The following is a 20,380-nucleotide window of genomic DNA, read 5'->3' on the forward strand; positions in this document are numbered from 1 at the left end:
TTGAGTGATTTACTGTGCTGAGAGAAAAAGGGGTCTGGTATGACCCCTTTTGGGTTCTTTATTCAGTCAGCTTAGATTTTGCCAACTAGGTCTAGAGAAGGAGTCAATGTTGCTTCACCTTCTTTCCATTTCGCAGGGCAAACTTCACCTGGGTGAGCGGCTACGTATTGTGCAGCTTTTACTTTGCGAAGTAGGTCTTGTGCGTCACGGCCAATACCTTCAGCAGTGATTTCCATTGCTTGGATTGTGCCTTGTGGGTCGATCAAGAAAGTTGCACGGTCTGCAAGACCTTGGCCTTCACGCATTACACCGAAGTTGTTAGTGATGTTGCCAGTTTGGTCGCCAACCATGAAGTATTGGATTTTGCCGATTGTTTCAGAGCTTGCGTGCCATGCTTTGTGAGTGAAGTGAGTGTCTGTAGAGACAGAGAATACTTCAACGCCGCGAGATTGAAGTTCAGCGTAGTTGTCTGCAACGTCGCCAAGTTCAGTTGGGCAAACAAAAGTGAAGTCAGCTGGGTAGAAGAAGAATACAGCCCATTTACCTAGTACGTCTTTTTCAGAAATTTCTACGAATTCGCCGTTTTTGAAAGCCGTTGCATTGAATGGTTTGATTTGCGTGTTGATCATTTTGTTTCTCCTAATGTGTGTTTGAGTGCGTTACCAACAGGACTCATATTAGGGAAAACGGTTCGATAGGTAAAATTGTTAATAACTAAAGTTGTAATTGTAAAAAACTATTTAATGAGAGGTAAGCTGTACTGAAAATAATGATTGGTTATAGCGGGAAACTAACTTGATTCATCCGGATACTCCTGACGAATGGCAATGATTTGTTGCTCCATTAATTTTACAAAAGGCGTAAGTGCTGGATCAAAGTGTGAGCCAGAGTGCTCTTCTATATATGATAGAGCTTTATCAAGCGGCCAAGCTTCTTTGTAAGGGCGTTTGGACATTAGTGCATCAAGCACATCGGCAATAGCTACAATACGGCCTTCCAAAGGAATATCTTCGCCTTTCAAGCCTTTTGGATAGCCACTGCCGTCCCATTTTTCATGATGGGTGAGTGCGATGGTGCGAGCCATTTGTAACATCTGGTCATCGTCTTCTGAGAAGATTTCACCGCCAAAAACAGTATGAAGTTTCATGATTTCCCATTCTTCAGGTGTTAATTTTCCTGGTTTTAAAAGAATGGTATCTGAGATGCCAATTTTTCCGACATCATGCATAGGCGCAGCTTGAAAAAGGTTATTGATCCACTCTTCGTTTCCGCCATAGGCTTCAGCAATCAGTCGAGCATAGTGGCTCATACGAATAACGTGAGCGCCAGTTTCGTTGTCTTTGTATTCAACGGCACGGCCTAAATGATGGATGATACGAAGTTGGCTTGCTTGTAGTTCCTGAGTGCGTTCAGCTACCTTTTTCAGTAGTTGGCGGTTTTGATCATACAAAGCAATATGGGTGCGAACTCTAGCGCGAACGATTGGCGGACTAATTGGCTTGACGATGTAATCAATCGCTCCCATTGCAAAGCCTCGTTCTTCATCTCTGATATCGTGTTTTGCGGTCACAAAAATGACGGGTATGTTTGCGGTTGATGGGTTTCTTTTGAGCTGATAACAGACCTCATAACCATCCATATTAGGCATCATCACATCCAAAAGAATGATGTCTGGGCGTGGTATCGTTGCGGCAATAGTTAATGCTCGCATACCGTTTAGTGCAACTTTTACCGTGTACTCATCTGCTAAGGAGGCGACTAAAACGTCAATGTTTTCTGGCGTATCGTCAACGATTAGAACGGTCGGTTTTTCTAGTGGTTGTTTGGTATTAGATTGCTCAAACGTCGCTTTTATCATGATGTTTACTGCTCAGAGTCCTCTAAATATTCTTTGAGTATAGTTAAATGTTTCATTGCTTGTTCAAAATCGTAAAGGTTTAAGGCTGCAACGATTTTAAGCATGCTGTCATAAAGACGTCTGTCGGTAATATTTGGGAGTATTGCTTGTGCTAATGGCAAGGCTTGAACCGTATTACTTTCAATATAAGTGTTTAATTTTTCAATGTTTTTTTGAATTTCTTCTTGTGTCATAACTAAAGGTGGTTGAGGCGTTTGTGCCAAATCCGTAGAGCACATTTTATCCCAAATTTTTAGTTCATTAAGAACCGTGTTTAGGTCATTCTCTACTGCTTTTAGTATAGATGAGAGATCTGTTTTGTCTTCTTCGATCGCATTTTCTAGTCGTTCAGAAGATACGCTCAGTTGAGTCATTCCTAATGTAGCAGCGATGCCTTTCAGTGTGTGGGCGTGTCGATTGGCTGTTTCTTTGTCATTCGCTGCCAAACAAGCTTCGTATTCTTCGATGAAATAGACTTGGGTCACTAAAAATCGTTTTAATAAGCGAGTATAAAGCGAGCTAGTAAGGGTTCTTGCCAAGCCTGCTTCGACATCAATATACGGGCTGTTAGGCAGAATATCGGTATTAAGATTCTCATCAACCGATGACCTTGATGTCTCTAAAGAACCCCGATTGCTCATGTTTATCCACGTTTGTAATGTGGCAAACATGGTGTCTATGTTAATAGGTTTGGCAATATGGTCGTTCATACCAGATTCTTTGGCGCGCTTGATATCTTCTTGCATGACGTTGGCAGTCATCGCAATAATAGGTAAGTCTTTATATTGCACCATAGAGCGAATTTTTTGGGTGGCCATGTAGCCATCCATGATGGGCATTTGGCAATCCATCAAGATACAATCGAATTGCTCTTTTTCTAGCTTATCAATCGCTTCTTGGCCGTTATTGGCGGTGGTTACGTCGATGCCTTGTTGTGTGAGTATATCTTCCGCTAATTCGCGGTTTATTTCGTTGTCTTCAACTAATAATATTTTTACCCCTGAAAATTCATAAGAGCAGTCAAGGCTTGTCTGGTAGAGTGCTTTATCATTTAGTGGTCCACTTTCAGAGCCACAGACATTGATAATTTGATCAAATAAGCTAGAGGCCGTGACGGGCTTAGTCAAATAGCCTGCTATAGGAAGACCATTACCAGCTTGTTGTACTTCATCTAGTTTGTAGGCCGTGACCATAATGATGGTAAGCGGAGATTGCTTGTCTGTGTGTTCAAAGATAGCTTTGCAGGTCTCTATGCCATCAAGCCCCGGCATTTTCCAATCGATCAGCATCAGTGGATAAGGATGCGAACACCCTTTTAGTGAATGGATATACTCAATAGCTTCATACCCACTCTTGCAAGAGTGACAAATAAGGCCGAGAGCTTCCACGTTCGCTTTTAGAACATCTCTTGCTGTGTCGTTATCATCCACAATGACGACTTGGCTTAAGCTAACCTGAGGGCTAAGAGTGAACTGAGCAGGGTGTTTGTCACAATGCTGGAAAGGTAAGGTAAAATTAAAGGTGCTACCTTTGCCTTCTTCACTTTCTACCCAAATCTCTCCGCCCATAAGCTGAATAAGCCGTTTTGATATAGCAAGTCCAAGCCCGGTGCCTCCGAATTTTCTCGTTGTCGATGCATCAGCTTGAGAGAAGGATTTAAACAGCTTGTCCTGTGTATCTTGATTGATGCCAATGCCCGTATCTTGCACGCAGAAGTGGATGATATGTTCTTGCTGATTTTGCTTAAAAGAAGTGGCTTTAATGATAATTTCCCCCGCTTCTGTAAACTTAACCGCGTTGTTGCTCAGGTTCAGTAGAATTTGGCGCAGTTTGGTGGGATCTCCTACCACGCTTTCTGGTATCTCTTGGTCAATATCTATGATGAGCTCTAACCCCTTTTCTTCAATTTTCAGCTCAAGTACATGGGTCACATTATGGATAAGGCTATGTAACTTAAAAGGGACTTTTTCAATGTCCATTTTTCGTGCTTCGATTTTTGAAAAGTCTAAGATATCGTTAATAATGTTGAGAAGAGACTCGGCTGAGTGACTGACTTTTTGAATATAACTGCGTTGTTTGTCTGTTAAGTCGGTTCGAAGTGCTAACGAGGACATACCGATGATAGAGTTCATTGGTGTACGAATTTCATGGCTCATGTTGGCAAGAAATTCACTTTTTGCTTGATTGGCATTTTCTGCCGCTTCTTTTGCCGTTTGTAGCTCGCCTGTTTGTAAGGCGATGTCATTTTCCAGCTTTACTTTATATTGCGCTAGAGATTGCTGTGACATGACTCTTTCCGTCACGTCTCGCCAAGATATGATAGTGGCTGGTTTATTATTAAAAGAAATCGATAGAATGGTCATGTCCGCATAGATCAATTCGCCATCATAGCGTTGGAAGACCCATTCTGTTCTCGTGTGGCCATGCTGCGCGACCTTCTCAGAAAGGCTTTCAAAATGTACTGAAGAGAGTCGACCATCAGCTTGTTCAGTTGGAGAAAGGTTGGTTAGCTCGGTATCCAGTAGTTTTTCTTTGCTGGGAAATTGAAGTGTCTGAATCGCGGCATCGTTGCACTCCACCATTTTTAAATCAATGAGTATCCAAGTTGGGTCTGGCGATACTTCAAACATAGAGCGAAAGCGCTCTTCGCTTTTGATAAAACTAGATAATTGTCGCGTCACTCTGCGTGAAATAGCCCACGCTAATATAAGTAATATGGCAATCGTAATAATGCTGATCAAGATAATGCGTGATTTAACATCTTTTAACCTATCTTCAATTTGTTGCTCTAAGTTCTTTGAATTGACCTGAACATACTCACCGATTTGATCCATTAAACGTGGTAAGGGCAAAAAGATATTTTCTAATAAATTATTAAGCTCGATTTTTTCTTCTTCTAGCAATATATGCTCGAGGCGCATATGAAAAAGGCCATTGTTTCCGAGTACGATAACTTGATTTGTATTATCAAAATAATATTGCTCGCCAAATAGAATATTACCCAACGCATTTCTTTCTATTTGTAGGTATTCCGCTGCGTCTGGATGTGTTTTGGCAGACTCTGCAATGACATAATCTAAGCGGTCGAGGGAGGATTTGATTTGGTTATCTTTTAAATCGGTAATGGTGCTTAGCGAGTTAGAAACCAGCATGACATTTAAAGCGACTTCAAGTGTGTTTACGTCTTCCATTGCAGTGTTTAATGCAGACTCTAGTCGTGAAAGACGAAGCTTTAAATACTCTTTGGCAAGTTCATCTCTGTCGTCGATTGAGGATGTATTGTACTGGTAGATTAACGCATTTTCTCGTAGGCGGTTATCTCCTGTCATGGAATAGATAGAACGCTTTAAATTGCTAAGATGAGCAATGGCTTTGGCGGGGAAGTCGAGTTGTATTTCGTTTAAAACATGTTGGGTTCTTCGGGTATGCCAGTCGTTAATTTTATTGGTTATGTCTAACATGCTTTGTTCGCGCTCTTCTAATTGAGCGCTTATAGCAGCGGTTTTTGTGTTGATAGACTCAGAACGGAGCGTAGCGATAGATTGATGATAAAGAGCCATTTGCTGTGCGTTATCAACGGCCGAATTAGTACCTTCAAACAAGGCTTGACGAAGCTGACTACGGAACGCAGGGACAATTTCTCTTAGCTCTGCAGATGCGTTTAATAGTTTTGTTTGCTGTGCTCTTAGGTCTTGCCTTTGTTGTGTTAGTTCCTGCAAGGCAGCGGTTAAGATAACGGCTCCGATGATAGAAGAAATTAAAGCGACAAAAGCTAAAAGCCAAACCAAGGGAGAGATGGATAAGTGATGTCGATCTAATGTCATCATAATGCAGCCCTACTCAGTCTCTTGCTCAATAACTGGTGACTGTGTGTCAGTGAAAAGTAGTTCTTGTAATTCTCCATGGTTAATAAATTGCACCCAAATGTGTCTTTTTTTAGGGTTCAAAACAGACAGTTCGTTTTGTTTCTGAGAATCATTATTATCTCTCGTAAGCTTTTTCAGGCTGTCTTCGATCTCTTTGCTGGCGGGCATGTCTTTTAGTGGCAAAAGAGCTTGTCCAACAATGAGAGCATTGATGTAGCCTTCTAGTTGCATTGTCGTTGGAGGAGCTAGGTCGCCAAATCGTGCCATGTCTTCTTTCAGTTGTTTTATGATCGGAGCGTTTGAATTATTTAGCGAAGGGGTTGTTTGGGTGATTAATACTTTTGCTTTAGTGTCATTAATTTTTGTCTGTAATGCCTCTAACCCCGTAAATGAAAAGGTGGCAAATAGTGGTGATACGCCAAAGCTTTCAAGCTGCTTAATGAAGTTAGCGCTTGTATCATAAGTACTGATCATAATAATGGCTTTAGGTATTGGGAAAACAGCTAAGACATCAGCAACGGAGTGGCTTACTTCGCTACTATTTCGTTGATGTCTAATCTGTAGTATTGATGTTGGGTCTTTCAGCCCAGCATTGGTTAAAGCTGCTATCGTACTTGCTAATCCTGCGTCACCGTAACTGTCTTTCTGCGCGAAAACCGCAATCTCATTAGGCTTTATACCTAAATCATTCACCAGTACTTTTATTAAATAGTAGGCTTCTTCTGAATAGCTTGCCCGTGTATTAAATATAAATGGAGAAGACCTTTCCGCTCTAATAGATTGTGCACCAGTGAGTGGCGATATAAGCGGAATATCGTATTTTGATAACACACTAAGGGAAGCAAGGTTAGTTGGTGTGCCAACACTACCTAACATGGCTTTCACTCCATAATCATTGATTAGAGTGTTGACTTGAGAAGGTGTTCTACTTGGCTCATAGCCATCGTCTAAGGGAACTAATAAAAGTTGATAGTTCAGTTTCTTGCTGTCATTAATACGGTCAAAGCCTAATTTTATGCCCCTTACAATCTGATTGCCCATAAAGGCATTTGGACCCGTCAATGGGCCAGTAAAACCAAAACGTAATTCCGATGAATACGCTTTTTCACCTAATAAAAAAAGGGATAGTGTTAAACAAGCAATGACTTTTAATATCATAAACAGATTCAATCCCGCCGATACGATAAGCAAAGTAGTGAGTTATCAGTCTAAGATAAAAAAACAGGAATGAAATGTAAGTTTGGTAAGTAAATGTCAAAGCTGGTTACCCAGCTTTGTATTGATAAGAAAATATTAACGCCACTGAGTAAGTCGAGCCATTTGTAAATGACGCTCTCGCTCGGCTTGATCGACTGTGATAGGAGTGAACTGGATAATATCCCCCGGCTTTTGTTGGGCAAGAATGCCACCGCCAACGCGGGTGACGCAGCCCATTTTTGGGTAGCCGCCGATGGTTTGTCTGTCCTGCAGCAAGACAATAGGCTGGCCGTCTTTCGGGACTTGAATCGCACCATAAGCAATACCTTCCGAAATGATCCCTTTTAAGTCGCTGTGAACTTCTTGGCCTTCCAAGCGATAGCCCATGCGGTCTGAGTTGGACGATACTGTGTAATCGCTAGAGAAAAAGTTGGCGCGATCTAACGAGGAAAAAGACTGATACTGATAACCTAAAATGACCGGTATTTCTTTGTTGCCATAATTTGGAATCGCTAAGCGAGGCACTGATCTTTTTTCATGGCCCGAGAAAGCTTGATAGGCTAATAGATCGCCTTTTTGCAGTTTGTCACCTTTGCCAGTGAGTCCGCCAATTTTTTCACGCACCACCGTGGCAACACTGCCTAGCGTCGGCTCGCAGTGAAAACCGCCTTTTACTGCGAGGTAAGCTCGCAAGCCCCAAACTGGCTGGTGGAAGGCTAATACATCGCCTTTTTTAATGGCGTAGGTTTGCCAAGGCGTGATGCTTTTCTCGTTCAGCGTTGCTGCAAGATCCGCCCCGGTGATGGCGATGCTGGTATCGGCTTGCGCTTCTAATATGAACATGCCAAACGTAATTTCGATCTCTGGGCTATTACTGTCGTTATCGAGTAGAGCGTTGGCCCAACGAAAGGCAACTTCATCCATCGGTCCGCCAGTGGTTAGGCCAATAGATTGATGACCGTGGCGGCCCAAGTCTTGAATCAGCGCCAACAAGCCGGGTTTGATTACTTTAAAAGCCATCGAGCTGACCTCCTAGTACTAAGAATTCATCCCGAGAAATAGGCTCGAATCGCACCGAATCTCCCATGGCGATTAGTGCGAGATTCTTGCTGCCCCAATCAATCAAATTGACTGGTGTGCGACCAATAATTTGCCAGCCACCAGGTGTCACGCTTGGATAAACCGCTGTTTGATTTTCTGCTAACGCCACGCTGCCAATCGGGACTTTTAAGCGCGGCGTAGTTTTTCTTGGAACGTGTAGTTCATCGGGTGTATTACCTAAGAAAGCAAACCCCGGTGTAAAGCCAATGGCATAGGCTCGATAGGTTGTTTCACTATGGCGCTGAATTATTTCGTCGATGCTTAAATGACAGTGCTTGGCTACGTTTTCGATATCTGGCCCGACTTCTTTGCCGTAATACACAGGAATCACCACTTCGCGCTGATCTTTGACCGAAAAGTCATTAGGATCAATGGCTTCTATGGTCTGACGAATGGTTTTGAAAATAGCAAAGCGGTCATAATGATCATCATCAAACACGACCAAAAGCGTGGTGTAGGATGGTACCAAATCAACAATGCCCGCTAGTTTCGTCAAATGTTGCGTGACTTGAGCAATGTAATTAGAGGTCGCTTCGCTAATCACCTGATTAAAGGTCAATAAGCAGGCCTGATTACTGACCATTTCTATGTTCGGGAAGTCTTCGCGGCTCATAATTTATTTCACGTTTGTGTTGTTTAAACGATCCACTAAAGAGCGAATGCGCATAACAGCGTCCACTGCATGAGCACCATCGCCATGTACACAAATAGTATCGGCATGTATCGCCAGCTGTTTGCCTGATGTGGTCGTTAACATGCCCGTTTCGCATAGTTGCTCGACTTGCTTTTCGATCAAATCAAAACTGGCGTGAACGGCATTGGGTTCTTTACGGGGCGTGAGTCTGCCTTCGTCTGTGTATAAACGATCAGAAAAAGCTTCAAACCAAACTTGGATACCGTATTTCTTCGCCATCTTCTGGATTTCAGGAGCTTCTGGTACCGCCATCACCATTAGTGGCAAGGTAGCGTCTAGCTCGCTTACCGCTTGCATCACCGTGTCTAACACAGTGAAATCTGCCATCATGGTGTTGTACAAAGCGCCATGGGGTTTGACGTAATCCACTTGGGTATTTTGGCTTTCGCAGATACCTTTTAACGCGCCAATTTGGTATTGAATGAGCGCTTTTAATTCACCGGGTGCGATGTCCATGTTACGACGACCAAAGCCAACCAAGTCTGGATAAGCGGGATGCGCACCAATGGTGACATTATGTTGTTTTGCCAATTCAACGGTTTTTGCCATGGTCAGTGGATCAGAAGCATGGAAGCCGCAAGCGATGTTTGCCTGATCGACAAATGGCATGATTTTATCGTCTAAGCCCATTTTCCAAGCGCCGAACGCTTCGCCCATATCGCAATTTAATTTCATCTTTGGTTCCTCGTGCCTGTTTACTGTTGAAGGCGGTTAGTTTTGAGACATGGTCGTTGGTAAATACGTGACAATTTCAGGAAAAATACTGATCAACAAGATGGCTACGCCAATCAGTAAAAAGAACGGCAGGGCAGCTTTTGCCACATACAAAATATTTTTCCCCGTCAGAGCCTGTATCACAAAAAGGTTGAAGCCAACGGGCGGGGTGATTTGCGACATTTCCACCACCAACACTATGAAGATACCAAACCACAACAGATCAATATTCGCAGCTTGTACCATAGGCAATATGACAGCAACGGTCAGCACCACCACAGAAATACCATCCAAGAAGCAGCCTAGGATCACGAACAACACTGTAAGGTATAAGATTAGTTCCATAGGCGATAAAGACATGCCAGAAATCCACAAAGCCAAGGCTTTAGGTATACCTAAAAAGCCCATTGCTAGTGTCAAAAAGTGCGCGCCAACTAGGATGAAACCAATCATACAAGAGCTTTTTACCGCGCCTAATAAGCTGTCCATAAAGCTGTGACGGCTTAATGATCCAGTGAATGCAGCCAGTACCAATGCACCGGCCACACCAATAGCGGCAGCTTCGGTTGGTGTCGTAATACCGCCGTAAATAGACCCCAATACAAAACCAATCAACCCGACGACTGGCAATAGTTTACGTAAGCCTTTAATGCGTGCCGACCAGCTAGTTTCATGACCCGTTGTTTTAGGTAATTCGTCCTTGTGTAGATGTCCCCAAATCATGGTAAAGCCCATAAATAGGGTGACTAATAACAAGCCTGGCAAAGCGCCAGCGATAAACAAACGTGCGATAGATACTTCTGCCGCCACGCCATACACAATCAAAATAATCGATGGCGGAATGAGCAGACCCAAGGTCCCAGAGCCTGCCAAGGTGCCGATGGCCATGCGATCGCTGTAACCTTGCTTGCGCAGCTCTGGCAAAGTCATGCGTCCAATGGTCGCAGCGGTTGCCGCAGAAGAGCCTGATACCGCAGCAAAAATGCCACAGCTAAGAATATTCACATGTAGTAATTTACCTGGTACTCCGCCTAACCATGGCGATAGACCTTTGAATAAATCTTCTGATAAGCGCGTACGAAACAGCACCTCACCCATCCAAATAAACAGTGGTAAAGCGGTCAGTGACCACGCGGTACTTGCCCCCCAGCTTGAGGTCGCAAAAAGCAAATCCACTTGATAGTTTTCAGAAAGAATTAAGCCCAAACCACCAATGGCGATTAGGGTAAAAGACACCCAAACACCCAGTGACAAAAGGGCAAGCATGGCAAACGCCAGCAGGATAGAAATCCACATCATATCCATTAGATTTCCTCCAAAGACAGAGCGTCTTCTTGTTCACTGTAAGTGGGCTTTTTACCACGCAATACAGTGACTAATGCATCTAAAATGGCAAGGTTCAACGCGATTACACCAATCGCAACAGGCAGCTGAGGAATCCAAAGCGGAATCGGAATATAACCGTAGGACACTTCTTCATAAATATAAGATTCGTACACCATGTAACTGCAGGCGTAGGACAAATAGCACAATAGCCCAAAGGACAAGACCAGAATTACACCTTCTTGTATCCTGCGGGGGACTGGAGAAAATCGTTGAATCAGCAAGGTGACTCGAATATGACCGCCTTCACGGAAGGTATAAGCCAATCCAAGAAAGGTCGATGCTGCAAGCGCGTACCCTGCAAAATCTTCCGCAGAGGGTACAATAAAACCGAATAAACGACCGACGATTTGCGCTAATAAAAGCAAGGTGATAATAACGATACACAAACCGGACAACAGGCCAGAACAGAGGTACAGCTTTTCTTTTAATTGGCTCATAGTGTTCACTTTTTGCTTGGAAGACACCACCTAGCTTGATGTTGTATCAACAAAAAAACTAGGGGTGTTGGGAGGACGCTTTTATTTATGAGTCTTTTTTATTCGCTAAAGACTCTTGATGATCAGTTCTGATAACGAGTCAGGATTTCACCAATTTCTTTTGGTGCTTCCGCTTTCCATTCTTCTGTCATCGTTTTACCAATGGCTTTTAGTTCTTCAACTAACTGAGGTGATGGATCCGATACCACCATGCCGTTTTCAACCAAAGTTGCTTTATCTTTCGCTGCGCGTGCTGCGATTTGGGTCCAACCTGCCGCTTCGGCGTTTTTCGCTGCGTCTAGTATTACTTGTTGAGTCGCTTTATCTAAACGACGAAAAGCACGCTTGTTCACCACAACGATATTTTTTGGAATCCATGCTTTCACATCTGTGTAATAGTTCACGTAATCCCAAGCTTGGCTATCAACGCCTGTCGATGGCGAAGTGATCATGGCTTGGATAATGCCAGTACTAAAAGCTTGAGGAATATCAGGCGTTTGAATGGTCATTGGTGTGGTATTCATTAGATCAGCAAGGCGCGACTGTGTTGGGCTGTAAGCACGCATTTTTTGACCTTTCAAATCGGCCAAGCTGTTTACTGGCTCTTTGCTGTAAAGGCTCTGTGCTGGCCATGCAACGGTATAAAGCAACATCATGCCGTCTTTGTCCAATTCCTTAGCGATAGAAGGTTTAGCCGCTTCCCACAATTTTTTGGCGTCTTCAAAAGACGTTGCCAAAAACGGAATATTGTCGTGTTTATAGATAGGATTTTCATTGCCCAAAATACCCAAAAACACTTCGCCCATCTGTACTTGCCCTGTTTTTACTGAGCGTGGGATTTCAGTGTGCTTGACCAAAGAACCACCAGAGTGAACCGTGATATCAAGGTCGCCATTGGTATTGTTTTTGATTTCTTTCGCGAAGCTATAAGCGATTTGTGTTTGTAAATTGCCATCACCGTAAGGAGTTGGCATGTGCCATTTTTCGGCAAAGCTGGCAGTAGAAGTAAGGCCGCCGATAGCGACGCCACTAATAAGTAATGCACTGGTTAATTTTGACATGGTGTTCGTTCCTATTTTTAAAAGTTATTTGTTTTTTATTATCAATGATGCGGTAGTTTCTACCTGCGTGTTGTCATTCAAGGTTCTGAAAAAGCTATAGCACAGCGAGGTCCGTATCTAAAATATCTGTCACAAGCATCTTTCCTGGTGCGTGTGTAATGCAAATTGGTGGTTTGGCATTACGAATGGCCACTTGTGGAGTGACGCCACAAGCCCAAAAAACTGGGATTTCGCCGTCTTTAACGCTTACAGCATCGCCGTAATCTGGCTTGTTTAAATCTGCAATGCCAATGTCTTGTGGTGAACCAAAGTGTAGTGGAGCACCGTGTGCTTTGGGAAAACGTGTGGTAATTTGAATCGCACGAATCGCATCTTTTGGAACATAAGGGCGCATGGTGACCACTGTGTTACCGAAAAAACGCCCCGCAGGCACAGTGGCAATATTGGTTTCAAACATAGAGACATTTACGTCTTCTTCTATGTTTCTTGGCGTTAGTCCTGCTTGTGATAGCGCGTTTTCAAAAGAAAAAGAGCAGCCCAATACAAACGCCACCATGTCGTCTTGCCATAGGTCTTCAATATCGGAGCGGCTTTCGACTTTTTCGCCATTACGGTACACATAGTATTCTGGGATGTCGTGGCGCATATCAATGTCGTTGCCAAGCTCTGGCATCGTAAAATTACCCACTTCAGATACACCAATTAAAGGACATGAAACTGGATTTTTTTGGCAATAAAGTAAAAAATCATTTGCCCAATCGGCTGGCAAAATCACCACGTTACCTTGCATCGCACCTTGTGCTAAGCCGCTAGTAACGCCCGTATGTGCCTTGCTACGAATGGCTTGGCGCAAGTCAGCGGTTTGCTGCAGTAAGGTTGATGGGGCTGATTTCATTTACTTTTTCCTTATTCTTGCCACATTGTTGATAACTAAGAGTAGATCTTGCTTACCTTAAAAGTCTAATCGTGTTTTTTTGGGCTATTTGATCAATTTTTTTTATCAAATTTTTTATTTGGCTCTTATTTCTTCTGTGGTTTGGTTTTTTGGTCGTAGTCTTTGGCAACCTGAAGTGCCAGTTGCGCGACTTGATAAACAATATGGTCCCTTGGATCATTTAAGTAAGACGCGGTGAAAATAAGGTCATCCGGCACCCAACCTGGATCAAAAGAAATAAGACGGTTTGCCTCTATAAAACGCTGAGCCAGTTGTATTGGTAAAACACCAACGCCAATGCCTGAGGCGATCATTTCAAAGCTGGTGGATAGTGATGTTGAAGGAAAAACTTGCCCTACTTCTCGATAGCGTCGCATTAACTCAGACATGAGTTCTTGATAAGGGCGAGAGAGTCGAGAAAAAGAAATAATAGGTGCGCCGCTGCCCAGATCCTTGTTTTCAGTTTGTGGATGGCAGAACCAACCAAGCTGGAACGACGGTAAAGTAATATTTTCCACATTACCTTCTGATAGCGGCCCCATTAGAAACACTAAATCCATGTTTCTGCTTAATAATTGATCGCGTAAGTTCATGGTTATGTCGACCGAAAGTTCAACAACCAGTTTTGGGTAATGCTTCCTGAGAGCTGAAAGGAATTCAGACAGCCAGGATTGTGCAATAGTTTCTGCTACGCCGATTCGTAATGTGCCTTTTACTTCTTCTGAGGGCGTTAGCTCAGCTCTAATTTGTGACAAATAGCTTTCTACTCGTTCTGCATGCGATCTTAGCAATAAGCCTTCTTTTGTCAGTACAACGCCACTTTTTTGACGATCAAATAGCTTAATCCCCAGCTCTTCTTCCAGCGCCGAAATTCGTGCAGAAACAGCCGGTTGGGATAAATTCATCTGCTGGGCGGCTCTTCGTACTCCGCCTAATTTTGCGACCCAAAGGAAGGTTTTTAATTGATCAAAGTTCATCTCATGCGCTCTTTATTTTTGTGTTAGTTGTATTGGCGATCAGTTTTTTTTATCACTTTAGAAAGAAAATAGCGAATTGACTTTATCACTTGAGCGTTCAACACTGAACTCAGCCTATCTGAAGACAATTTGTCTTTTGGGGTATATAAAAAAATTTGTAACCAACAAATTCACAAAATAGGACACGAACATGACTAAGCAGAATATATGCAAAACGGGGATGCCTTTTGTTTTAGCTGGGGCGCTTTTCACAGGTAATACTTTTGCAGATGAGTCTCTTTCTATTGTCGGTAGTTGGAGCAGCTTGCCGCTTTATAAACAATTTGAACAACCCTTTTGGACAAACACATTGCCTAGTGACAGCAAGGGTGATTTTAGTGTTTCTATGACAACGCATGACCAAATGGGGATTGGCGGTGGCGATGTTTTTCGAATGCTGGGTGATGGCGTTTTTGATATTGGCATGACGGTTGGCGACTATGCCGTTGCTGATGCACCAGCATTAGAAGGACTAGATGTTCCTCTATTAGCGAATACAGCGGAAGAAGCCCACAAAATGGTAAATGCAGCTCGTCCAATGGTCGAAAAGATTTATGAGACAGCCTTTAACTCGAAAGTATTGGCCATTGTACCTTACCCACCTCAAGTGGTGTTTTGTAAGGTGCCGGTATCGTCTCTAGAGGATTTATCTGGTTTGAAAGTTCGTGCTTCTGGTCGTATGACTGCGAAGTTCTTAGATGCGTTAGGCGCACAAAGCGTGAATATTGGATTTGGTGAAGTGCCAGGCGCTTTACAGCGTGGCGTTATCGATTGTGCAGTGACTGGCGCAGGCTCTGGTTATAGCGCGGGTTGGTGGGAAGTAACCACGACTCTGATGACCTTGCCATTGGGTGGATGGGATCCTGTGGTTACGGCCATTAATCTAGACAAATGGGACGATCTTTCAAACGAGCAGCAAGCATTCCTACAATCTGAAGTTGCTACTAAATTCGAAAAACCAGTATGGGACGCCGCTCAGGGTGACCTTGATCAAGATGTGGCTTGTTTAACTGCTAACGGCGAATGCGCCAAGGGGCCAAGCCATAGCATGAAGTTGGTTGAGCCGAGTGACGCTGACTTAGCACATGCTAAAGATATTCTTACCTCAAAAGTATTACCAGACTGGGCGGATCGCGCTGGCAAGGACTGGGTAAAAGAGTGGAATAGCACAGTTGGGAAGGCTGTTGGTATTCAAGTCGCTGTGACTGGAGAATAGTTACCATGATGTGCATTATTGATTGGTTAAAACGTATCAATAATGGGGTGGCGATTGCTGCAGGCCTAGTTTTGTTGGTCTGCATTCTCCTCATTCTAGTTGATATTGTGTTGCGGGAATTCGGCATTAGTTTTGGTGGTTCAGAAGAAATCTCTGGTTATGTCATGGCGTCCGTTTCTAGCTGGGGGATTTGTTATGCATTAACAGAAAAAGCCCATGTACGTATTGATGTGTTAAGAAACAAAAGTAAGGCAGTAGGGCGTTCAATTTCAGATCTTATTGCTTTGTGCGCTACGTCATTTGTGGCGATTTATGCCGCTTATTATGTGATTCCTGTCGTGGAAAAAAGCTTTAAGCGACAGTCACTTGCCAATACTTCATTAGAGACGCCACTTATCATTCCTCAATCTATATGGATGGCGGGGTGGATATGGTTTGCTGTTACTTCATGCGTGTTACTGGTTTGTGCTACTTGGTTGGTTATTCAGCGTAAACACGATCAAGTAGACGATATTATCGGTACGGGGACTGAATAATGCTTCCTTTTACGTTTTTTGGTCTGTTAGGCCTGCTCGCTTTATCTATTCCTGTTGGTATTGTGTTGTTTCTATTGGCGTTTGGGGTTGATGAGTTTTTTAGCCCTTTTCCTCTAATGCGTGGACTAGGGCAAGTTTTATGGTCTTCGTCTAATCACTCAACGCTCATTGCTGTACCGCTGTTTGTACTGATCGGTGAGATTTTATTGCGCAGCGGTGTGGCACAGAAAACCTACGGTGCCCTTAACGCTTGGGTTTCGTGGCTGCCGGGTGGTCTGATACACGCCAATATTGCAACGGCGACTATGTTTTCAGCGACGTCGGGCTCTTCTGTGGCAACCGCAGCAACGGTAGCGACCGTTGCGACACCTCAAGCAGAAAAGCTAGGTTACGATCAACGCTTATTTACTGGCTCTATCGCCGCAGGCGGTACTTTGGGGATTTTGATCCCACCGTCTATAAACTTGATCGTTTATGGTTTTCTGACAGAAAGCTCTATTCCGAAATTGTTTCTAGCTGGCATTGTTCCAGGTATCAGCATGGCGCTGATGTTTATGATAGTGACTGTCATTATTTGTTCTATTTGGCCGCGTTTAGGGGGGCCAAAACAGCACAGTAGCTGGAAAGAAAAGTTTGTCGCATTGAAGTCCCTTCTGCCTGTTCTGGTTTTATTGTTCAGCATTGTTGGCTCTATCTATTTGGGCTGGGCCACACCGACAGAAGCCGCTGCTATTGGCGTGTTGATTGCGCTTGTTCTAGCCCTTGCTTACAAGGCATTTTCGAAGAAGATGCTGCTTGATAGCTTATCAGGAACCATACGAATTACGGCCATGATTATGTTGGTGGTATTGGGCGCGTATGTTCTCAATTTCGCTTTAACCGCTGCGGGTGTGGGCCGGACGTTACAAAATCTGTTAGCAGGTCTTGGGCTAAGCGCGATCGCTACCTTGCTGATTATTGTCTTGATGTACATTGTTCTAGGGTTCTTTATTGAGACCTTGTCGCTGATGGTGGCGACCATTCCTATTGTCGTTCCCATTATTGTTGAGCTTGGCTACGACAAAATTTGGTTCGGTATTCTAATGATCATTTTGGTTGAGATGGCATTGATTACCCCACCTGTTGGATTGAATTTATACGTTGTTAACTCTGCCCGGAAGAACGGCAAAATCTCAGATGTGGTCATGGGCAGCTTGCCTTACGTTGGCGTGATGATCTTGATGATTATTCTGCTTATTGCTTATCCAAGTATTTCTCTTTACCTACCTAATAATTTTTAAGGAAAATCATGTTATTTACCGTGAATGAAACTGCAAAGCAAATTGATATCAAACACTTAGTCATTGCTGGCTGGACAGCCCGAGACATGGAGTCTGTTCAAGAACACATTGATGAGTTAATAGAAATTGGCGTAACGCCGCCTTCTACTGTGCCATTATTTTACCGTGCATCTAACTTGCTAGTGACGCAAGATCCGATTGTTGAAGTGTTAAGTGGGGATACCTCTGGTGAAGTTGAACCATTAATTATCAAGGCAGAAGGCAAATTGTGGCTGGGTGTGGGTTCTGATCATACTGATAGAAAGCTAGAAGCGCATTCTGTTGCTCATTCAAAGCAAGTATCGGTAAAACCAGTTTCTTCCACGCTATGGGATTTTGATGAAGTAGCGGATCATTTAGATGAGTTGCTAATCGAATCTTGGGTAGACGAAGGTGAAGGTTGGACTCAGTATCAAAAAGGTTCATTGGCGAACATTCGTCCTTTGACGGAATTGATTGAGAAGGGTAACTTGCCTGAAGGAAGTGCGATGTTATGTGGAACTTGCCCTGCGATTGGTGGTGTACGTCGTACAGAAAAATTTCGTATGAGTATTCATGACCCTGTATTAAATCGCACTATTTCATGTGAATACATCACCAAAGAATTGCCAATAGTGAGCTAATGTATGACGCAACCAAAATCATCGAATTTTGCTTGGCAGGATAGAGATCTTATTGCCAAGTGGAAGAGTGCTTTAGATATTATCGATTCAAAAGGTCAGTCAGTTTTTACTGAGTTATTTGATTATGTTGAGCCTCAGCCAGGGTCATTAAATGGGGCGATTATTTCTATTAAAGACCTGTTTCAAGTACAAGGATATAAGACACAAGCAGGTTCTGTATTTATTAACCAACAGCTTGCAAAGCAAGATGCCGCTGCCGTTGCTTTGTTAAGAGCCGCTGGTGCGAGTTTCTTGGGTCACACCAATATGACGGAGCTGGCGTATTCTGGGTTGGGCTTGAATCCCCATTATGGCACGCCGGACAATCCGATTAATGCTGGTCGCATTACCGGAGGATCGACCAGTGGTGGTGCCGCGTCTGTCGCTTTGGGTGTGGCGGATGCAACGCTTGGTACCGATACTGGCGGTTCATTGCGTATTCCAGCGGCGTTTTGTGGCTTGACTGGTTTTAAACCATCACAGCAAACTGTCTCAAGGGAAGGTTGTTTGCCATTGTCTGATGAGCTTGATTCAGTCGGTCCAATTGCTAAAACAGTAGAAGAATGTGAATTGCTTTGGCATGTATTGTCTGGGGCACCGTCAGTGGATTCAGCAAAAAGCACGGATTCTTCTCAGTTGAAGCTAGTCGTACCAAGTAACTTTGGTATGAATGATTTGGATGCGCTGGTTGAGGATGGTTTTGAGGAGAAGCTAGCTTGTCTTGAGGCCGCTGGTGTTGTAGTTGAACGACGTTTCATTGAAGCTCTAGAAGCCTATAAAACCTTGCCAGTTTGGCAATTCTCGTCGTTCGAAAGTCAGGCGTTTTATAGTCAGAACTATGACTTAGAGACTGCGGATATTGATCCACGAGTTGCTTCTCGTATCGCCCGTGCGAAAACCATTAATGCTGAGGACTTTCAGAGAACTCAAGCGGCTCGACAGGCTTTTATTAAGCGAATGGCAGAGGAAGAACCTAATACCGTTTTCTTGTTGCCGACCGTTGCTGTTGTCGCGCCTAAATTGACGGATTTAGCACAAGACTCCGAATACGATCGTTTAAACCTGTTGTGTCTGCGCAATACCTCGTTAGCCAATGTTTTAAATGGTTGTAGTATTTCTGTTCCTTTCCGTTTTCAACAAGAGCCTATGGGGCTGATGTTGACGGCTGGCAATGGTAAGGACCAAGTGTTGTTAAGCTTAGCGAAACAAATAGAAGCTATTTTACAAGGCTAGTTATTTTGTTTGCTCTAAAAAGCTTGGCGTATCGGTTAAAGAGCGGCAAGTTTTTTGTTTGTCTATTTAAGTGCTTTCTTAAGCTCTGTTATCTTCTCCGGTTTGCTTTTTGCTGTACTCTTGGGCAGCAAGTACGGCAGTATTTGTCGCCACTTCAGCAATCGGGTTAAATGGCTCATCTGAATAGGATGCGGTGAACGTAAGGTCGCTGGGTGTCCAAACGGCACGAATTTTTTGCAGGCTGCCCGCTTCCAGCTCCTTGGCGATCATAATGTTCGGCAAAGTAGAAATGCCGACCGCATCAATGGCTAAACTTCGGCAGGCGGCCAATGATGTAGAGGCGAAGAAGTGCGCGGGTGCGCCATCCAGCTCACGGAATTTTTGGTTAATTTCGACATAAGGTTTAGTGGCGCGAGCATAGGTAATGATTGGCCATTTGGCTAACTCTTCTAGATACAAAAGCCTATCGGGCAGATCTAGGTTCGGGCTGGCGACCCAAGAGAGAGAAAAAGTACAGAGCTCTCGGTTAACAATGTTCGGCTCAGAAATCGGTCCCATTAGCAGCCCTAAATCCAGTGTTCTGTCCTTGATACTTGTCGTTAGGTTTGCCGTGATATCGACCGTCATTTCCACATCTAGGTTTGGCATATCTTTGTGCAGACGAGAAAGAAAATCCGGCAGCCAAGTGTTTACTATTGTTTCAGATACACCTAAACGCAGTACGCCAGAATAAGCGGTGGAAAGACCGGCACGTTTTCGTAGTTGCTCGGTCTGGTAAAGAATTTTTTCTATATAAGGGAGTAATTCTTTGCCTTTGGAGGTCAACATAATCGGGCTGGAACCGCCTTCTCGTTCGAAAAGTTTAACGCCTAACTCAGCTTCTAATCCCGCAATCCGAGCTGAAATAGCTGGTTGCGTGGTATGAAGTCGCTCTGCGGCTTTACGGAAATTGCCTAACGAGGCAACCCATACGAAGGTTTCTAGGCGTTTGTAGTTCATATTGTTACTCCGTAAGAGGCCTTAACTTAGTAGTTATTGCGCAAAAGGGTATAAGGCTGACGATGTTTCGGCA

18 protein-coding genes are annotated in these 20,380 nt (G+C 43.7%); 5 read left to right on the forward strand and 13 right to left on the reverse strand.

Going from position 1 to position 20,380, the window contains the following annotated elements; genetic code table 11:
- Positions 1-71: 71 nt before the first annotated feature.
- The 12 genes from ahpC to KPL72_RS02250 all read right to left on the reverse strand — a co-directional run bounded on the left by ahpC (position 72) and on the right by KPL72_RS02250 (position 14,303).
- Positions 72-629: an alkyl hydroperoxide reductase subunit C gene (gene ahpC, locus KPL72_RS02195; protein ID WP_212917346.1), complete on the reverse strand. Its 558-nt coding sequence runs from the start codon at positions 627-629 to the stop codon at positions 72-74.
- A gap of 161 nt (positions 630-790) precedes the next feature.
- Positions 791-1,858: a response regulator gene (locus KPL72_RS02200; RefSeq protein ID WP_219701655.1), complete on the reverse strand. Its 1,068-nt coding sequence runs from the start codon at positions 1,856-1,858 to the stop codon at positions 791-793.
- Between the two features lie 5 nt (positions 1,859-1,863).
- Positions 1,864-5,724, reverse strand: coding sequence for a hybrid sensor histidine kinase/response regulator (locus KPL72_RS02205; protein WP_219701657.1), 3,861 nt, complete (start codon positions 5,722-5,724; stop codon positions 1,864-1,866).
- 9 nt (positions 5,725-5,733) lie between these two features.
- Positions 5,734-6,921: an ABC transporter substrate-binding protein gene (locus KPL72_RS02210; protein WP_219701658.1), complete on the reverse strand. Its 1,188-nt coding sequence runs from the start codon at positions 6,919-6,921 to the stop codon at positions 5,734-5,736.
- A 135-nt stretch (positions 6,922-7,056) separates the two neighbouring features.
- Positions 7,057-7,980, reverse strand: a complete 924-nt coding sequence (locus KPL72_RS02215; protein ID WP_219701659.1) for a 5-oxoprolinase subunit C family protein — start codon at positions 7,978-7,980, stop codon at positions 7,057-7,059.
- Positions 7,970-8,674: a 5-oxoprolinase subunit PxpB gene (pxpB, locus tag KPL72_RS02220; RefSeq protein WP_219701661.1), complete on the reverse strand. Its 705-nt coding sequence runs from the start codon at positions 8,672-8,674 to the stop codon at positions 7,970-7,972. The genes KPL72_RS02215 and pxpB overlap by 11 nt, the downstream gene beginning before the upstream one ends.
- A 3-nt stretch (positions 8,675-8,677) precedes the next feature.
- Positions 8,678-9,430: a 5-oxoprolinase subunit PxpA gene (locus KPL72_RS02225; RefSeq protein ID WP_219701664.1), complete on the reverse strand. Its 753-nt coding sequence runs from the start codon at positions 9,428-9,430 to the stop codon at positions 8,678-8,680.
- Between the two features lie 36 nt (positions 9,431-9,466).
- Positions 9,467-10,774, reverse strand: coding sequence for a TRAP transporter large permease (locus KPL72_RS02230; RefSeq protein WP_100186164.1), 1,308 nt, complete (start codon positions 10,772-10,774; stop codon positions 9,467-9,469).
- The gene (locus KPL72_RS02235; protein WP_219701666.1) at positions 10,774-11,292 is read right to left on the reverse strand and encodes a TRAP transporter small permease; all 519 of its coding nucleotides are present in this window, start codon (positions 11,290-11,292) and stop codon (positions 10,774-10,776) included. Before KPL72_RS02235 ends, KPL72_RS02230 begins: the two co-directional genes overlap by 1 nt.
- A 122-nt stretch (positions 11,293-11,414) precedes the next feature.
- Positions 11,415-12,392 carry a TRAP transporter substrate-binding protein gene (locus KPL72_RS02240; RefSeq protein WP_219701668.1) on the reverse strand — a complete coding sequence of 326 codons (978 nt, stop codon included), beginning with the start codon at positions 12,390-12,392 and terminating at the stop codon, positions 11,415-11,417.
- A 94-nt stretch (positions 12,393-12,486) separates the two neighbouring features.
- Positions 12,487-13,287, reverse strand: coding sequence for a putative hydro-lyase (locus tag KPL72_RS02245; protein WP_219701670.1), 801 nt, complete (start codon positions 13,285-13,287; stop codon positions 12,487-12,489).
- A gap of 125 nt (positions 13,288-13,412) precedes the next feature.
- A complete protein-coding gene (locus KPL72_RS02250) occupies positions 13,413-14,303 on the reverse strand; it encodes a LysR family transcriptional regulator (RefSeq protein ID WP_219701671.1) in 891 nt (296 codons plus the stop codon).
- Positions 14,304-14,493: 190 nt separating this feature from the next.
- Here KPL72_RS02250 and KPL72_RS02255 point away from each other — a divergent pair, with 190 nt between their 5' ends.
- The 5 genes from KPL72_RS02255 to KPL72_RS02275 are packed head-to-tail and all read left to right on the forward strand — an operon-like array spanning position 14,494 to position 19,308.
- Positions 14,494-15,558, forward strand: a complete 1,065-nt coding sequence (locus tag KPL72_RS02255) for a TRAP transporter substrate-binding protein (RefSeq protein ID WP_219701672.1) — start codon at positions 14,494-14,496, stop codon at positions 15,556-15,558.
- 5 nt (positions 15,559-15,563) lie between these two features.
- Positions 15,564-16,094 (forward strand): TRAP transporter small permease subunit, encoded by a 531-nt coding sequence (locus KPL72_RS02260; protein WP_219701673.1) that lies wholly within the window; start codon positions 15,564-15,566, stop codon positions 16,092-16,094.
- Complete coding sequence (locus KPL72_RS02265; protein ID WP_219701674.1) at positions 16,094-17,374, forward strand: TRAP transporter large permease; 1,281 nt, start codon at positions 16,094-16,096, stop codon at positions 17,372-17,374. The genes KPL72_RS02260 and KPL72_RS02265 overlap by 1 nt, the downstream gene beginning before the upstream one ends.
- Positions 17,375-17,382: 8 nt before the next feature.
- Complete coding sequence (locus KPL72_RS02270) at positions 17,383-18,036, forward strand: DUF2848 domain-containing protein (RefSeq protein ID WP_212917361.1); 654 nt, start codon at positions 17,383-17,385, stop codon at positions 18,034-18,036.
- Between the two features lie 3 nt (positions 18,037-18,039).
- Positions 18,040-19,308 carry an amidase family protein gene (locus KPL72_RS02275; RefSeq protein WP_219701675.1) on the forward strand — a complete coding sequence of 423 codons (1,269 nt, stop codon included), beginning with the start codon at positions 18,040-18,042 and terminating at the stop codon, positions 19,306-19,308.
- A 78-nt stretch (positions 19,309-19,386) separates the two neighbouring features.
- On the opposite strand, the gene KPL72_RS02280 is transcribed toward KPL72_RS02275, so the two are convergent.
- The gene (locus KPL72_RS02280) at positions 19,387-20,307 is read right to left on the reverse strand and encodes a LysR family transcriptional regulator (RefSeq protein WP_219701676.1); all 921 of its coding nucleotides are present in this window, start codon (positions 20,305-20,307) and stop codon (positions 19,387-19,389) included.
- Positions 20,308-20,380 lie beyond the last annotated feature (73 nt).

This window comes from Marinomonas lutimaris, assembly GCF_019426345.1.
Classification (GTDB): Bacteria; Pseudomonadota; Gammaproteobacteria; order Pseudomonadales; family Marinomonadaceae; genus Marinomonas; species Marinomonas lutimaris.

Bases quoted from the DNA above. Each gene is read 5' to 3' on its own strand.
- ahpC (WP_212917346.1), bottom strand. From the start codon at position 629: ATGATCAACACGCAAATCAAACCATTCAATGCAACGGCTTTCAAAAAC.
- KPL72_RS02200 (WP_219701655.1), bottom strand. From the start codon at position 1,858: ATGATAAAAGCGACGTTTGAGCAATCTAATACCAAACAACCACTAGAA.
- KPL72_RS02205 (WP_219701657.1), bottom strand. From the start codon at position 5,724: ATGATGACATTAGATCGACATCACTTATCCATCTCTCCCTTGGTTTGG.
- KPL72_RS02210 (WP_219701658.1), bottom strand. From the start codon at position 6,921: ATGATATTAAAAGTCATTGCTTGTTTAACACTATCCCTTTTTTTATTA.
- KPL72_RS02215 (WP_219701659.1), bottom strand. From the start codon at position 7,980: ATGGCTTTTAAAGTAATCAAACCCGGCTTGTTGGCGCTGATTCAAGAC.
- pxpB (WP_219701661.1), bottom strand. From the start codon at position 8,674: ATGAGCCGCGAAGACTTCCCGAACATAGAAATGGTCAGTAATCAGGCC.
- KPL72_RS02225 (WP_219701664.1), bottom strand. From the start codon at position 9,430: ATGAAATTAAATTGCGATATGGGCGAAGCGTTCGGCGCTTGGAAAATG.
- KPL72_RS02230 (WP_100186164.1), bottom strand. From the start codon at position 10,774: ATGGATATGATGTGGATTTCTATCCTGCTGGCGTTTGCCATGCTTGCC.
- KPL72_RS02235 (WP_219701666.1), bottom strand. From the start codon at position 11,292: ATGAGCCAATTAAAAGAAAAGCTGTACCTCTGTTCTGGCCTGTTGTCC.
- KPL72_RS02240 (WP_219701668.1), bottom strand. From the start codon at position 12,392: ATGTCAAAATTAACCAGTGCATTACTTATTAGTGGCGTCGCTATCGGC.
- KPL72_RS02245 (WP_219701670.1), bottom strand. From the start codon at position 13,287: ATGAAATCAGCCCCATCAACCTTACTGCAGCAAACCGCTGACTTGCGC.
- KPL72_RS02250 (WP_219701671.1), bottom strand. From the start codon at position 14,303: ATGAACTTTGATCAATTAAAAACCTTCCTTTGGGTCGCAAAATTAGGC.
- KPL72_RS02255 (WP_219701672.1), top strand. From the start codon at position 14,494: ATGACTAAGCAGAATATATGCAAAACGGGGATGCCTTTTGTTTTAGCT.
- KPL72_RS02260 (WP_219701673.1), top strand. From the start codon at position 15,564: ATGATGTGCATTATTGATTGGTTAAAACGTATCAATAATGGGGTGGCG.
- KPL72_RS02265 (WP_219701674.1), top strand. From the start codon at position 16,094: ATGCTTCCTTTTACGTTTTTTGGTCTGTTAGGCCTGCTCGCTTTATCT.
- KPL72_RS02270 (WP_212917361.1), top strand. From the start codon at position 17,383: ATGTTATTTACCGTGAATGAAACTGCAAAGCAAATTGATATCAAACAC.
- KPL72_RS02275 (WP_219701675.1), top strand. From the start codon at position 18,040: ATGACGCAACCAAAATCATCGAATTTTGCTTGGCAGGATAGAGATCTT.
- KPL72_RS02280 (WP_219701676.1), bottom strand. From the start codon at position 20,307: ATGAACTACAAACGCCTAGAAACCTTCGTATGGGTTGCCTCGTTAGGC.